This is a genomic window from Saccharothrix isguenensis (assembly GCF_052936305.1).
In genome coordinates, this window is sequence record NZ_CP193626.1 from 5,376,296 (window position 1) to 5,390,091 (window position 13,796).

At 70.5% G+C, this 13,796-nt stretch carries 14 protein-coding genes; 4 read left to right on the forward strand and 10 right to left on the reverse strand.

Features of this window, described 5'->3' with window-relative positions; genetic code table 11:
- Positions 1-12: 12 nt before the first annotated feature.
- From ACRAKI_RS23715 to ACRAKI_RS23725, 3 genes are all read left to right on the forward strand, one after another.
- A complete protein-coding gene (locus ACRAKI_RS23715; RefSeq protein ID WP_447002710.1) occupies positions 13-849 on the forward strand; it encodes an SAM-dependent methyltransferase in 837 nt (278 codons plus the stop codon).
- Between the two features lie 236 nt (positions 850-1,085).
- The gene (locus tag ACRAKI_RS23720) at positions 1,086-2,708 is read left to right on the forward strand and encodes an MFS transporter (protein ID WP_447002711.1); all 1,623 of its coding nucleotides are present in this window, start codon (positions 1,086-1,088) and stop codon (positions 2,706-2,708) included.
- Complete coding sequence (locus tag ACRAKI_RS23725; RefSeq protein ID WP_447002712.1) at positions 2,705-3,247, forward strand: EF-hand domain-containing protein; 543 nt, start codon at positions 2,705-2,707, stop codon at positions 3,245-3,247. The genes ACRAKI_RS23720 and ACRAKI_RS23725 overlap by 4 nt, the downstream gene beginning before the upstream one ends.
- 16 nt (positions 3,248-3,263) lie before the next feature.
- Here the strand turns inward: ACRAKI_RS23725 and ACRAKI_RS23730 are convergent, their stop codons facing one another.
- Together ACRAKI_RS23730 and ACRAKI_RS23735 are read right to left on the reverse strand one after the other, a co-directional pair.
- Entirely contained in the window at positions 3,264-4,607 is a 1,344-nt protein-coding gene (locus ACRAKI_RS23730) for a cytochrome P450 (RefSeq protein ID WP_447002713.1), read from the reverse strand.
- 18 nt (positions 4,608-4,625) lie between these two features.
- Positions 4,626-5,135, reverse strand: coding sequence for a pyridoxamine 5'-phosphate oxidase family protein (locus ACRAKI_RS23735; protein ID WP_447002714.1), 510 nt, complete (start codon positions 5,133-5,135; stop codon positions 4,626-4,628).
- 204 nt (positions 5,136-5,339) lie between these two features.
- Between ACRAKI_RS23735 and ACRAKI_RS23740 the strand changes: the two genes are divergently transcribed.
- Positions 5,340-5,828: an SRPBCC family protein gene (locus ACRAKI_RS23740; RefSeq protein WP_447002715.1), complete on the forward strand. Its 489-nt coding sequence runs from the start codon at positions 5,340-5,342 to the stop codon at positions 5,826-5,828.
- Between the two features lie 74 nt (positions 5,829-5,902).
- Here ACRAKI_RS23740 and ACRAKI_RS23745 read toward each other — a convergent pair whose 3' ends face one another.
- From ACRAKI_RS23745 to ACRAKI_RS23780, 8 genes are all read right to left on the reverse strand, one after another.
- Positions 5,903-6,739 carry an ArsR/SmtB family transcription factor gene (locus ACRAKI_RS23745; RefSeq protein WP_447002716.1) on the reverse strand — a complete coding sequence of 279 codons (837 nt, stop codon included), beginning with the start codon at positions 6,737-6,739 and terminating at the stop codon, positions 5,903-5,905.
- Positions 6,740-6,901: 162 nt separating this feature from the next.
- Entirely contained in the window at positions 6,902-7,435 is a 534-nt protein-coding gene (locus ACRAKI_RS23750; RefSeq protein WP_447002717.1) for an EF-hand domain-containing protein, read from the reverse strand.
- A 98-nt stretch (positions 7,436-7,533) separates the two neighbouring features.
- Positions 7,534-9,330, reverse strand: coding sequence for an ABC transporter substrate-binding protein (locus ACRAKI_RS23755; RefSeq protein WP_447002718.1), 1,797 nt, complete (start codon positions 9,328-9,330; stop codon positions 7,534-7,536).
- A gap of 80 nt (positions 9,331-9,410) precedes the next feature.
- Positions 9,411-10,082 (reverse strand): winged helix-turn-helix transcriptional regulator, encoded by a 672-nt coding sequence (locus ACRAKI_RS23760; RefSeq protein ID WP_447002719.1) that lies wholly within the window; start codon positions 10,080-10,082, stop codon positions 9,411-9,413.
- Between the two features lie 80 nt (positions 10,083-10,162).
- The gene (locus tag ACRAKI_RS23765; protein ID WP_447002720.1) at positions 10,163-10,801 is read right to left on the reverse strand and encodes a hypothetical protein; all 639 of its coding nucleotides are present in this window, start codon (positions 10,799-10,801) and stop codon (positions 10,163-10,165) included.
- A 111-nt stretch (positions 10,802-10,912) separates the two neighbouring features.
- A complete protein-coding gene (locus ACRAKI_RS23770) occupies positions 10,913-11,599 on the reverse strand; it encodes a winged helix-turn-helix transcriptional regulator (RefSeq protein ID WP_447002721.1) in 687 nt (228 codons plus the stop codon).
- Positions 11,600-11,714: 115 nt separating this feature from the next.
- Positions 11,715-12,599, reverse strand: coding sequence for a homocysteine S-methyltransferase family protein (locus ACRAKI_RS23775; RefSeq protein WP_447002722.1), 885 nt, complete (start codon positions 12,597-12,599; stop codon positions 11,715-11,717).
- A complete protein-coding gene (locus ACRAKI_RS23780; protein ID WP_447002723.1) occupies positions 12,596-13,783 on the reverse strand; it encodes a trans-sulfuration enzyme family protein in 1,188 nt (395 codons plus the stop codon). The genes ACRAKI_RS23775 and ACRAKI_RS23780 overlap by 4 nt, the downstream gene beginning before the upstream one ends.
- Between the last annotated feature and the right edge of the window lie 13 nt (positions 13,784-13,796).

Genomic DNA, 13,796 nt, shown 5'->3' on the forward strand with positions numbered 1-13,796 from the left:
GAAGGGTGGCCGATGTCCGCCAGCGACACGTCACGGGACACGTCACGGACCGACGAGATCGGCGAGGTCTACGACCAGATGGCCGAGCTGATCGAGGTGCTCGGCGGGAACATCCACGTCGGCTACTGGCAGGACGACGACGACCCGACGCCGTTCCTGGAGGCCATCAACCGGACCACCGACGTGGTGGGCGGGAAGCTGGGGCTGCGGCCGGGCCAGACGCTGCTCGACGTCGGCTGCGGCGCCGGTGTGCCCGCGATCCGGCTGGGCCAGCGCACCGACGCCGTCATCACCGGCATCACCAACAGCACGTGGCAGGTGACGGAGGCGACCAGGCGGGTGAAGGCGGCGGGCCTGAAGGCACAGGTCCGGATCGAGTTCGGCGACGCCGCCGCGCTGCCGTACGAGGACGCCACGTTCGACGCGGTGCTGGCGTTCCAGTCGCTGCAACACGTGGAGGACAGCGGTGTGTGGATCCGCGAGATGGTGCGCGTGGTCCGTCCCGGCGGTCGGGTCGTGCTGACCGAGTTCACCGAGGAGAAGCCGCTGACCGAGGAGGAGTTGGAGATCGCGCGGGCCGGCGGGATGGAGCGCCCGCGTCCGGCCGACGAGGTCGTCGCGGTGGCGCGGGACAGCGGGCTGGAGATCGACGAGGTGGTGTCGTGCGGCGACAACATCCGGCGGTCCTACCCCGAGTACTTCAAGCGGCTGGAGCGCCTGCGGCCCCACCTGGTGGCGGCGCTGGGCGAGGAGAAGGTGGACCAGCAGCGGGACGCCATGGGCAAGCTCCTGCCCATCTACCGGGACAAGATCGGCTACCTGATCATCACCGGGCACCGGCCGGGCTAGGCGGTGTTGCGGAAGTCGATCGCGAACACGGACTTCCGCAACACCGCCTGAACCGGGTGACCGCCCGTTCGGGCGATGCCGGCGCGATTGACATGCAGACAGATGGTTGCCTATATTGGGCCTCGCACGGCTATAGATTTACGAACGGTGACGACGCCCGTCGGCCGACTGCCGACCGCTGTCGTCATGCCCCGGCGCATTCTTCCCTCTCGCCCTAATCCGTGAGGACATCAGCGATGGACGAGCAGACGACCGATGCCACCGGCCCCGCGGACCCGGCCGCGGCCCCCGACGAGCAGGTCCCTCCCAGACTGTGGCTCGGCCTGACCGCCATGGCGCTCGCCGCGATGATGCTCGGCGTGGACGCCATGGTCGTGACGGTGGCGAACCCGACCATCAGCGCCGAACTGGGCGCGACGCTCACCCAGCTGCAATGGGTCACCACCGGCTACATGCTGGCGTACGCGGCGCTGCTGGTCGCTGCGGGCAAGGTGGGTGACCGGTACGGGCACCGGAAGGTGTTCCTGGCGGGCATCATCGGCTTCGTCGCCAGCTCCGTCCTGGTCGGCTTCTCGCACAACATCGAGGCGCTGGTCGCCTGGCGGGTCCTCCAGGGCATGTGCGGCGCGGCGCTGATGCCGTCGGCGCTGGCGATCCTGCGGCTGACGTTCCCGCCGAGCAAGATCAAGATCGCGATCGGCGTGTTCATCGGCACGTTCGCGCTGTCGTCGGCGGGCGGCCCGTTCTTCGGCGGGCTGATCGTGGAGTACGCGGGCTGGCGGTGGGCGTTCTTCATCAACGTCATCGGCGGCGCGGTCACCCTGCTGCTGGCGAGCACGCTCATCCGCGCGGTGCCGCCGGTGGACGCGAAGCGCGGGCTCGACGTGCCCGGCATCGCCTTGGTGGCGGTCTCGCTGGCGACCCTCGTGTACGGCATCAGCGAAGTGCCCGTCGCCGGTTGGACGGGGTTCGTGCCGCTCGCGTGCTTCGTGGTGTCCGCCGCGCTGATCGTGCTGCTGGTCCTGCGTGAACGCACCACCGTCGAGCCGTTGCTGCCACCGAGCCTGTTCCGCTCCCGGACGTTCGTGGCGGGCAACCTGATCCTGCTGGTCAGCTCCGGCCTGATGTTCTCGGTGTGGTTCTACCTCTCGCTGTTCCTCCAGAACGTCCAGGGCTCCGGCCCGTTGGACACCGGCCTGCGGCTGCTGCCGATCCCGGCGGCGGGCATCGTCGTCGCGCCGCTGAGCGGTCTGCTCAACCAGAAGTTCGGCCCGAGGCTGCCGCTGACGCTGGGCCTGCTGCTGTGCGTGGTGAGCCTGTTCGGCCTGTCCCGGGTCGGCGTGGACGACGGGTACGCCTCGATCTGGCCGTTCCTCGTCACGCTGGGCATGAGCATGAGCCTCGTGGTGCCCGTCGGCACCGAGGCGGTCGTGAGCAGCGCGCCCAAGCGGTTCGCCGGTGTCGCCTCCGGCGTCGGCGAGACGATGGACAGCCTGGGGCCGGCGCTCGGCGTGGCGTCACTGGGCACCGCGCTGAGCGTGATCGTCCAGAGCGACTGGAACGAACGGCTGGAAGCCGCCGGTCTGCCCGCCGACACGCTGGCACAGGCCCGCGGCGGCGTGCAGTCCGTCGCACAGGGCGTCGCGCCCGAAGGTCTGGGCGAGACGGTCGCCCGCATCGCGCACGAGACCTACACCAGCGGCCTGCACACGGTCCTGCTGGGCTCGGTGGTCGTCGTGTTCGTGTTCATCCCGCTGATCATGCTGATCAAGCCGACCGATCCCGAGGCCGAGGACGCCGCCGACGCGGCGGAAGCACCCGACGGGAACACCGCAACCGCCGGGGAGGCCGCGCGATGACCACCGAACTCAGGCGGCTCAAGCTGGAGAAGGCCTGGTACTCGATCGACGTCGACCGGGACGGCGTGATCGACGAACTCGACGTCACCGCGCTGGCCCAGATCTGGTGCGACACCTACGACCTGGAACCACGCTCGGAGGACTGGCGGCGCATCCACTTCCACGCGCACAAGCTCTTCCGCGGTATGCCGGGGAAGACGAACGGCGAAGGCGTCAAGCGGGTCACCGTGGAGGACTGGGTGACCTGGGGCGACGACCCGGCGTTCCCCGCGTTCGTGGAGGACGCCGCGATCCCGTTCAGCATCGCCGTGTTCACCGCCGCCGACAAGGACAGGGACGGCAAGATCACCGCGCCGGAGATGATGGCCGCCCAGATCCGGGGCGGTATGTCCGAAGAGGAGACGACGCAGGCGTTCGGCATGCTCGACACCGACGGGGACGGCTACGTCACGACGCAGGAGTACGTCGAGGCGGCCCGTGCGTTCTACCTCAGCGACGATCCCGATGAGCCGGGCAACTCCATCGCCGGCGACCTGTAGCCGCGCGCCTGCCCCTTCAGGCGCCCCGGCGGTGTGCGGTCATCGGCAGCGAGTCCACCGGCATGGTGACGGCGGGCTTCGGCTTCGGCGTGTGGCCGGGCACTGGCGCCAGCTGCCAGCGCGCGGCCACCGTCGCCAGGGAGACGATCATCTCGGCCCAGGAGAACTGCTCGCCGACACAGCCGTGCACACCGAGGCCGAACGGCGTGAAAGCGCCGCGTGGCACCGATTCGGCGCGTTCGGGCAGCCAGCGGTCCGGGTCGTACCGCTCGGGATCGGCGTGGATGTCGGGATTGTGGTTGAGCGCGTGGAAGCTGTAGAGCACGGTCGAGCCCGCCGGGATGTGGTAGCCGCCGAGGTCTCGGTCCGCCGCGGTGACGCGGCTCTGGAAGTAGCCCTGGGTCCGGAAGCGCAGGGTTTCGGTGAGCACCCGGCGGGTGTAGGGCAGCCGGGCGATGTCCCCGTACCCGGCGGGCCTGCCCGCCAGCACCTCGTCCACCTCGTCGTGCAGCCGCCGTTCCAGCTCGGGGCGGAGCGAGAGTTCGTGCCACGTCCAGGCGAGCGTGTTGCCGATGGTGGTGCTGCCGGCGATGAAGAACGTCATCACCTCGTCGTGCAGCTGTTCGTCGCTCATCGCGGGCGCGCCGTCCTCGCCGTGGGCGAGCATCATCATGGACAGCAGGTCGCCGTGGTCGGCCCCGCCCTCGCGGTAGGCGGCGATCACTTCGGCGATCGTGCGGCGCAGGTGGGCCATCGCCTGCCGGTAACGCCGGTTCGCTGGCGTAGGCAGCTTCGTGAGCACACCGGTGGCGTCCGTCATCCACCGGAACAGCCCGTCGAGGACGACCGCGGTGGCGGTGGTGAAGCGTTCCCGATCCAGCGCCGCGTCACCGTCGAAGAGGACTCGGGTGATGTTGGCCAGGGCGAGCTGGTCCATCTCCTGCTCGACGGCGAGCCGCTGACCGTCCTGCCAGGATCGGGTGCGCGCCTCGACTTCCGCGCTCATCAACGACGTGTAGTGGATGATCCGGTTGCGGTGGAACGCTGGTTGGACGAGGTCGCGCTGCCTGCGGTGGAACTCGCCGTCGGAGATGCCGAGCCCGTTGCCGAACATCAGCCGGAACCGCTCGGCGATCGGGCCGCCGCGACCGAAACCCTCCGGGTCGCGCATGACCTCGCGCATCAGCCGGTGGTCGTTGACGACGTACATGGGCGCGCGGCCGAGCCTGATCACGGTGACCGGGTCGCCGGATTGGAGCGACAGGAAGAAGTCGCCGGCGTCCTTCTTCATCCGCAGCGCGTGGCCGAGCAGCGGGAGACCGCCGGGCGCGGTGCCGGGCGACCGGAGCGTGCCGGTCATCGGTTCGCCTCCCCCGGTCTAGTCGGCCGCGTGCCACACGCGCGAGGAGCCGATGGTCTGGCCGTGCGCCAGGTCCTGGAGGGTCACCTGGACGCGCCACGGGTCCAGGCGCAGCACCTCGAACTTCGGGTCCTCCGCGCCCTGCTCCCAGATGGCGAGCGGGTCGAAGCCCTGCCGCGTCGCCTCGGCGGCGACGATGCCCCACACGTGCCGCTTGGCGTCGGCCTCCTCGACCCACGACGCCCGGCAGTCGGCGAATACCGCGTCGTGGGCCGAAGTCCAGTAGCCGCACGAGACGTAGGGCGTGTGCGTGAGGTGGGCGACCTTGGTGGGCGAGCGGCGGGTGCTGACCCACCCGATCGGTGTGTCGCCGTCGATCTCCCACGTCACCCGCAGCACCCGCGTCCTCGGGCGGCCCTTGGTGTCGACGGTGGCGACCGTGCACCAACCGATGTCGTTCGTCAGCCGCACGAAGTCCTCGCGGAGCTCGGCGAACGGCGTTTCGACGCTGAACAGTGTGGAGGTCACCTCGGCAGAATAACTCGCATACCGGACACTTGCTACCGGTTTTTAAAGCATTCACCACAACGGCGCAATCCCACCGGGGCGTATGCCCGCACGAGGATCGCCCGAAAGCGTGAGGGAAACACGCGATGCACGCACCTTGGAGCGCCGTTCACCATGATAACTTCCGCCACACGAGAATGAATCGAACAGAAGGGTCCCCCGACGATGTCCAGCGCAGTTCCCCAGCTTGAGAACATCCCGGTCATGGAGACCGGGATGCTGATCCGCAAGCCGGCGAACGAGGTTTTCGAGGCGATCGTGGATCCCGCGATCACCACGAAGTTCTGGTTCACCGACAGCACCGGCCGGCTCGAACCCGGCGCCGAGGTGCGCTGGACGTGGTCGATGTACGACCTGTCCTCCCCGGTCAAGGTCAAGGAGTTCGAACAGGACCGCCGGCTTGTCATCGAATGGGGCGACGAGCCCGGCGTCACCACGGTGGAGTGGACGTTCGACGGGCGCGACGACGGCACCACGTTCGTCAGCGTGAAGGAGACCGGGTACGCGGGTGACACCGGCGACGAGGTCGTCGGGTGGGCGATCGGCTCGATGGGCGGGTTCACCCAGGCGCTGGCCGGGCTGAAGGCGTTGCTGGAGCACAAGATCCAGCTGGGACTGACCGAGGACCGGTTCCCCGACGGCCACCCCGCCTGAGCGGTAGCCGGAGGGACAAGGGGTGTCGCCCGGGATCGCACCCGGGCGACACCGCTCGGCCTACCAGCTCCCGATCACCACGCGGGCGGCAGCGGGTCGCCGGTTTCCAGCAGGGTCTTCATGTTCGCGATCAGCTCCGGCCACCCGCCGCTACCGGGCAGCTTGCCGCTGATCGCCTCGTACATCACGCTGCCGGGGTCGAAGTCGTCGTGGGTCACGGTGAGCCGGACCGCCTTGACCGCCGCGTCCGCCGGCGCCGGCTCGATCTCGAAGGTCACCTTCGACCGCTTCTCCTTGAGCAGCTCGGCGAACCTCTCCTCGCTCCAGCCGAAGTGCTCGGCGTGCTCGGGCTGGAACAGGTGCCAGCTGTAGGACAACCGCCGGTAGGGCTCCGCCTCCAACACCACCTGCTGGAGGTCCTTGGCCTCCTCGGTGGGCGCGTTCTGCCACAGCACCGGCGACCCGACCCGCCAGTCCGACTCCAACGCGATGCCGGACCAGTAGCGGCGGGTGAAAGCGGGGTCCGTCAACGCCTGCCACAGCCGTTCCGGCGTGGTGTTGATGTAGGTCGTGTAGACGAACTCGGGGTTTCCCATGAAGATGTGCTCCGATTCCAGCGCTCGTTTGAGGTCATGGAGGGTCCGCACCCGTTCACGCGCGTACTGGTCGATCCAGCGGTCCGCGATCGCGTTGATCGGCGCCGCGTTGAGGTGGTGCAGCTTCTCCCGGCCGCGCCACATGGTCGTCACCAGGTTCGCCGCTTCCAGCACGGCCAGGTGCTTGCTCACCGACTGCCTGGTCATGTCGAGGCCCGCGCACAGCTCGCGCAGGCTCTGGCCGTTGCGGGCGTTCAGGCTGTCGAGCAACCTCCGCCGGCTGACATCCGCCAGCGCCTTGAACACCTCGTCCATTCCACACCACCCGGACATGCAGTCGCTCGGCTGCCTGAACAGTAGTTAGCCGGATCACGACGTGTCAATCCGAGCCGGGCCCGCACCGGCCGGCTCGGCGCCCTGCCTGGAATGGCGCCGTGCCGCTGCCGGCACCCGGCAGCGGCACTGTCGAACACAGTCCTAGAGGCGACCCGCCAAGTGGTTCCCCACGCTATCCCGATCCGTGCTCCCGTAGAACTCCCGCAGCGCCGCGAGGTGTTCAGCCGCGGTGACGAACCCGTCGCCGTCTTCGTCGAGCGACTGGAACACCTCAAGCGCTTCCATCTGCCCGACCCCGGCGATGCTCTGGGCGGTCATCCACTCGTTGAGCCCCAGCCGGCCGTCCTGGCTGACGTCGCCGAGTTCGAAAGTCGCCTGCGCCAACGGGATGGCGACCTTGTCGATGAAGTCGGGCTTGCCGTGCGCGGCCACCCACTGCTCCTTGTCGACCACCATGTCACCGTCGGCGTCGAGGTGCCCGTCGAGCAAGCGCCACAGCTTGTTGGAGCGCGTGGTGACCTTCTGCCACTGCTCCGATCCCGGGGTGGCGCCGAAGGCGGCGCACCACCCCTGGACGAGCCGATCGACGTCCGACTGGTCGATGACGCCGTCGCCGTTGCTGTCGAACCGGTCGAATTGCTGTTCGAGCTTCTGCCGCTGGAGTTCCGTGCTCATCGCGCTCCTCGTGCCTCGACGTCCGGTCCGCAGGTGCGGCCCCGCTCAGGATCATCGGTAGGTTGTCGATCAGTCAGTCCGCTGATCAGGTAGGCAATTCAGCGGTCACTACTACTACCGGTAGCATCCCTGGTCGGATTGACGCAATCCGGGGCGCGCCGCTCGGCCAGCCAGAGGTTGGTCAGGTCGCCGTTGAGCACCGGGTACGGCAGCCAGCCGCGCACCCTGGTCGAGTGGAACCAGTACTGGTGCGCGAACAGCACCGGCACGATCGCGGCGTCGCGCAGCACCTCCGCCTCCACTTCGCGGAACAGTTCGCCGGCGCGCTGCTCGTCGGCCGACGTGAGGGCGGCGGTCAGGAGTTCGTTGACCCGCTCGTTGCGGTAGCGGCCGAAGTTCGAGCCCCAGTCGCCGTTCTCCGGCACGTCGCGGCTGTCGAACAGCGGCTGGAGGTAGGTCCGGGCGTTGTTGCCGTACCAGTCCGGTTCCCAGCCGGTGAGCGCCAACTCCCAGTCCCCCGTCCGCGCGGAGTCCGCGGAGGAGAAGAACTCCGAGAACAGCTCGGTGATCGACGCGGGCACGAGTTCCACCCGGATGCCCGCCCTGGCCAACGACTTCCGCACCGCCTCCGCCGTGGCGGGGTGGATGTCCCGGTCGCGGAAGACCAGCCGCAGGGTCAGCCCGTCGGGATAACCGGCCTCCGCCAGCAGTTGCCGGGCCCGCTCCGGGTCGCCCCGGCCGCCGTCCGTGCCGTGTGGCCGGGTCTCCCGGTGGGCCAGGCACAGCGGTGGCAGCACCTGGTCGGCGATGTCGTTCAGCCTGGGGCCGCCCCACACCTCCGACACGGCGGCCTTGTCGACCGCGTAGTGCAGTGCGGTGCGGACGGCACGCTTGCCGGTGGCGCCGTCCTGCGCGGGACTGGCGAAGTTGACCACGATGTACGGGCTGAACAGACCGGCCGGGTAGACCTCCAGCCTCGGGTCGTCGGTGGCCAGCAGGTCGGGCAGTTCTTCGGTGAGCGGCTGGATGTCCCACAGCATGTCCGCCGCGCCCACGGCCACGAGGTCGTGCGCCTCCCGTTCGTCCAGGCCCTCGCGGATCACGATGCCGTCGATGTGGGCGGCCCGGAGGTCGTCGGTCGCCGGGTCCCACACGGGGTTGCGGCGCAGCTCGATCCGTTCGCCGGGCACGTACTCGGTGAGGCGGTACGGCCCGGTGGCGATGATCGCCTGGTTCAGCTCCGGGCTGCCCGGCACGAAGTCCAGGTACTCCACCGGTGCCGGTGTGGCGAACGGGAGCGCCAGCATGTTGAGGAAGTCCGACATCGGGTACCGGGTGGTGAACACGACCTCGGTGTCGCCGAGCGCCACCACCCCGCTGAGAGGGGTCGCCTCCAGGCGCTCGCCCACCGCCTCGGCCGTGCGCGGCGCGTCCGCCAGCTCGTCCCGGAACTCGGCCATGCCGTCGATCGCGTTGAGGTAGTAGGCCAGGCCAGGGCTGGCGGCCATCGGGTGCGCGAGGCGCTTGATCCCGCGCACGATGTCCGACGCGGTGATCGGGCGCGGTCCGCCCGGTGCGTCCCAGTGGACGCCGTCGCGCAGGGTGAACGCGTACCGGGTGCCGTCACGGGTCACCCGGCCGTTCGCCGGGGTCGGCAGCTCGACGGCGAGGTCCGCGACGAGCCGGCCCGCCTCGTCACGGCTGCGACTGGCGACGTACCCGACGAGCTGCCGGGTGTACGCGCGCAGGATGCCCCTGGTCACCGTGTGGTAGGCGAGCGCCGGGTCGAGGTGGTCGACGTCCCCCGCCCCCACCATGGTCAGCGTGCCCCCGCGCCGGGGCGTCGTGCGCCCGTCCTCGCCAGGGGGCAGGTCGAGCGTCTCCGGTCGCGCCACGGACGCCACTCCTCCCAGTTGCTAACATTTCCAGTAGCAACATACCGGGAATCGGGCAGCCGGGACCACCCCGCGCGCCGTCACTGGCGGGCGGGCACGCCCGTCTCCAGCCCGAGCAGCTCGCAGCACCGGACCACGGCGTCCATGTCGCCTTCCAGCACGAGCCGGCCCGTCACCATCGCCATGAGCGGGGTGAGCCGGCCGCCTCCGATCTGCACGAACGTGGCCGCGTCGGTCTTGGCGCGCATCACCGGTTCGGTCGCCGAGCCCTTGACCGCACGGGCGCGACCGCCGGACACGTCGATGTGGAACACCTGGTCGTCGACCTGGAACTCGTAGCTCTCGGCCACGTCGGCCGCCCGGTCCTCGTCGAGCATGGCCTCCACGGCGAGGAAACCCCACTGGGGTCGCACGGCGTCCTCCGGGCGGAGTTCACCCACGAACGCCAGGCCCCAGCGGGCCAGGCCGAGGATCACCGGGCGCAGCTCCTCCCCCACCGGCGTCAGCGCGTAGGCCAGCTGCGCGCCGGTGCCCCGCACGTCGACCTGTTCGACGACACCCTTCGCCACCAGGAACTTCAACCGCTCCGCGAGCAGGTTCGTGCCGAGGCCGGGCAGGTTCGCCAGGAGGTCGCTGTACCGCGCGGGCCCCGTCAGCAACTCCCGGATGATCAGCAACGTCCACCGCTCACCCACGACGTCGAGACCCGACGCGAGGCCGCAGAACTGCTGGTAGGTCCGCTTGGTCGTCATCGTTCACCTCCACCGCACGCCCGCTATTGTATCCGATAGCGGCCCGCGCGGAGCGGCACGTCTGACGAGCGACCCGTCCGTCAGGCGGCGCCGATGCCGGGCACCTCGATCGCCCGCAGCTGGAGGTTGGTGTGGTCGCAGTACCAGATCCGGCTCCCGTCCCAGGTCAGGCCGGTCGGGTTGCCCGCGACCCGGTACGACGCGACCTCGCGCCGCCGGGCGATGTCGACCAGGTTGATGGTCCCGCCGCCGTGGTCGGCGTAGGCGAGGTAGTGGTCGGAGACGGTCAGGCCGGCGATCGGGTGGGTGACCGGGATGGAGTCGACGAGCGTGCCGTCGTCCACGTCGCGCAGGTCGAGCACCCGCAGGTCCTCGTAGCCGAACCAGATGCCGTCCCGGGTGGCCTCCAGCCCGCACAGCACGTTGCCGGGCCGGGGGTTGGGGATCTCGTCCACGACGTCGCCGGTGGCGGGGTCGATCACCTGGAGCGCGCGCCGTTCGCCGACGATCTGGACGAGGTTGCCGGTCAGGGTGGTGAGATCGGTGCGCACCTCGGGGCACGGGAGGCGGTGCTCGACCTGGCCGGTGACCGGGTCCAGCGCCATGATCCCGCCGGACCTCGCCTCGGAGAACCACAGGAACTCCCCGGACCACGTCAGGCCGCACAGTTCGGGCGCTTGGACCGGGATGTCGCGGACGGTGCCTACTGAAATGGGCATCACAGGCGCTCCTTCGTCGGGAGGTCGCGCGGTCCGAGCGCCGATCACCCGATCGGCTGCTAGGCGAAAGTAAACCAATATCATCAGCCCCGCAACCGGCCGCCCGAGCGACTACTTCGACACCGGCAGATCGGGCCGCGCCACCTCCGACCAGCCGAGCATCCGCGTGCAGCGCTGGACCGCCTCGGGGCCGCCCTCGATCCGCACCCGACCGGTCGCGATGGCGATGAACGGCGTGACCAGGCGCGCGCCGAGCCGCACGAACGTCCGGGGGTCGCCCGTGACCACCAGGTCCGGGTCCGCCGCGCCGCCGGAGGCGAACGTCGCCGCCCCTTCCTTCACCTCGACCAGGAACGCCTCGGCGCCGATCCGGAACTCGTAGACCTCGTGCACATCCGGAACGGCGTCCTCCCGCACCATCGCCTGGATCGCGAGGAACGCCCACTTCGACCGGACGACGCCCTCCGCGTCCCCCTCGTCCAGGAACGCCATGCCCCACCCGGTCAGCGCCAGCAACGGGGCGCGCAGCTCGGTCCCGCGCTCGGTGAGCTGGTAGAGCTTGCCGCGCCCGTCGCCCACGACCGGCAGCTGCTCGACCACACCGGCGTCGGCCAGCATCCGGAGGCGTTCGGCGAGCAGGTTCGGGCCGATGCCCGGCAGGTTGTCCATCATCTCGTTGAACCGGGCCGGGCTGATCAGCAGCTCGCGGACGACCAGCAGGGTCCAGCGCTCGCCGACGACGTTCAACCCGGCGGCGAGGCCGCAGAACTGCCCGTAGTCCCGTTTTCCAGCGACCACCAGCGCCACCATCCCTCTACCCGGTACGGGAACGGCGAGCGTAGCAACGGTGCGGGCGGATGGGCTTCCTCTCGGATGGCCGGTTCGGCCCGGGTGCGCGCCGGCGGGAACCCCGCTAGGCGCGGGCGCCCGTCAGGCCGAGGGCGGTGCGCAGTGCGGCGATGTGGTCGGGCGTGCTGCCGCAGCAACCGCCGAGCACCCGCGCGCCGTGCTCGTCGTGCCAGCGGGCCGACGTCTCGGCGAACTCGTCGGGGGTCACGACCGTGGGCGGCGGTTCCTCGGACCCGGCCGGGCGGCGCTCCAGGTTCGGACAGGCGCCGATCGCACCCGAACAGGTGGCGCGCAGGACTTCCAGACAACGCTCGGTGCGGGCCGGCGACGTGCAGTTGACCAGCACCGCCTCCGCGCCCTCCCCCTCCACCGCACGGGCCGCCTCCGCCAGGCTCTCACCGGACAGCAGTCGGGCGTCGTCACCGCAGACGAAGCTCACCCACGCGCGCAGGCCCGCGTCACCGGCGGCGGCGAGCGCGATGCGCGCCTCCCGCACGGTGTTGACGGTCTCGACCAGCACGAGGTCCACCCCGGCGCGGGACAGTTCGGTGGCCAGCCACCGGTGTTCCTCCCGCAGTTCGTCGTCCGGCGGCACCAGGTCCGGCCGGTAGGCGTCCTCCACCGGTGCGACCGATGCCGCGACCAGCGCCTCGGGACGGTCGGCCGCCCGGCGCGCGGACTGAGCGACGCCCACGGCCGCGTGCACCATCCACGCGAGGCCCGCCGCGTCCAGGCCCATCCCCCGCAACGCGCGCAGGTTGCAGCGGAACGTCGCGGCGGTCACCACCTCCGCCCCCGCCTCCAGGTAGCGCCGGTGGACGTCGCGCAGCCGGGTGCGGTTGGCCTCCGTGATCAGCGCCTTCGTCGTCCACCACGGTGGTCGCACGACCAGACCGCCGCGTTGCAGCTCGGTGGCCACACCCCCGTCGAGCACCGTCGTCCCGTTCATCGCCGAATCCTCTCCGCGTGCGTGCCCACCGCGAGCGCGGCGGTCAGGTCTTCCACCAGGTCCGCCGGGTCCTCGATGCCCAGGGACAGCCGGACCAGGCCGTCCGTGACGCCGGCGGTCAGCCGCACGTCGCGCGGCACCGACCAGTGGCTCATGGACGCCGGGTGCTCGATCAGCGAGCGGACGCCGCCCAGGCTCACCGCCGCCGTGAACAGCTCGGTCCGGCGCATCAACGCCTCCACGTCGCCCGGGTACTCGAACGCGACGATCGAGCCGGGGGCCGACATCTGCCGCGCGGCCACCGCGAACCCCGGGTGCTCCGGCAGACCCGGGTAGTGCACCGCGCCCACCGCGGGCGACGCGGTGAGCACGTCGACCACCGCCCGCGCGTTCGACACCTGCCGCGCGACCCGCAGCGACAACGTCTTCAGCCCCCGGTGCACCAGGTAGCAGTCGAACGCGCCCGGCACGCTGCCGAACGCGGTGCGGTGGCCGACGAGCCGCCGGCGCAACTCCGGGTCGTCCAGCACGAGCGCGCCACCCAGCACGTCGGAGTGACCCGCGATGAACTTCGTGGTGCTGTGCAAGGTGATGTCGGCGCCCTCGGCCAGCGGCTGCTGGAGCGCGGGACCGGTGAACGTGCCGTCCACGACCACCACCGCGCCGTGCCGGTGGGCCGCCTCGGCGACGGCCGCGATGTCCGCGATCTTCATCACCGGGTTGGTCGGCGTCTCCAGCCAGACCAGGTCCACCGGGTCGGTGAGCGCCCCGGCGGCGGCGACCGGGTCGGCCAGGTCCGTCCGGTCGACCCGGACACCTCGGGCGCGGAACAGGTCGAACAACGCGTGCGTGCCGCTGTAGACGTCGTCGGACGCGACGACCCGCCCGCCGGAGGGGACCAACGACAACACCGCCGCGCCGGCCGCCTGCCCGGAGGAGAACGCCACCGCGAAGCTCGCGTCCTCCAACGCCGCCAGGCAGGCCTCCAGGTTCTCCCGCGTCGGGTTCTCGCCGCGGCCGTAGTAGTACCGGGTCGGGTCCTGGGCGAACCGGTCGTAGGTCACCGAGAGGTGGATCGGCGGCACCAGGTCGCCCGTGGCGCCGTGGGTGCGCAGACCCTCGTGCACCAGCTTCGTGTCGAACCGCATCGCCCGCGGCCGGCCGTTCGCGTCACGCCGTTCCACAGCACCGCCTTTC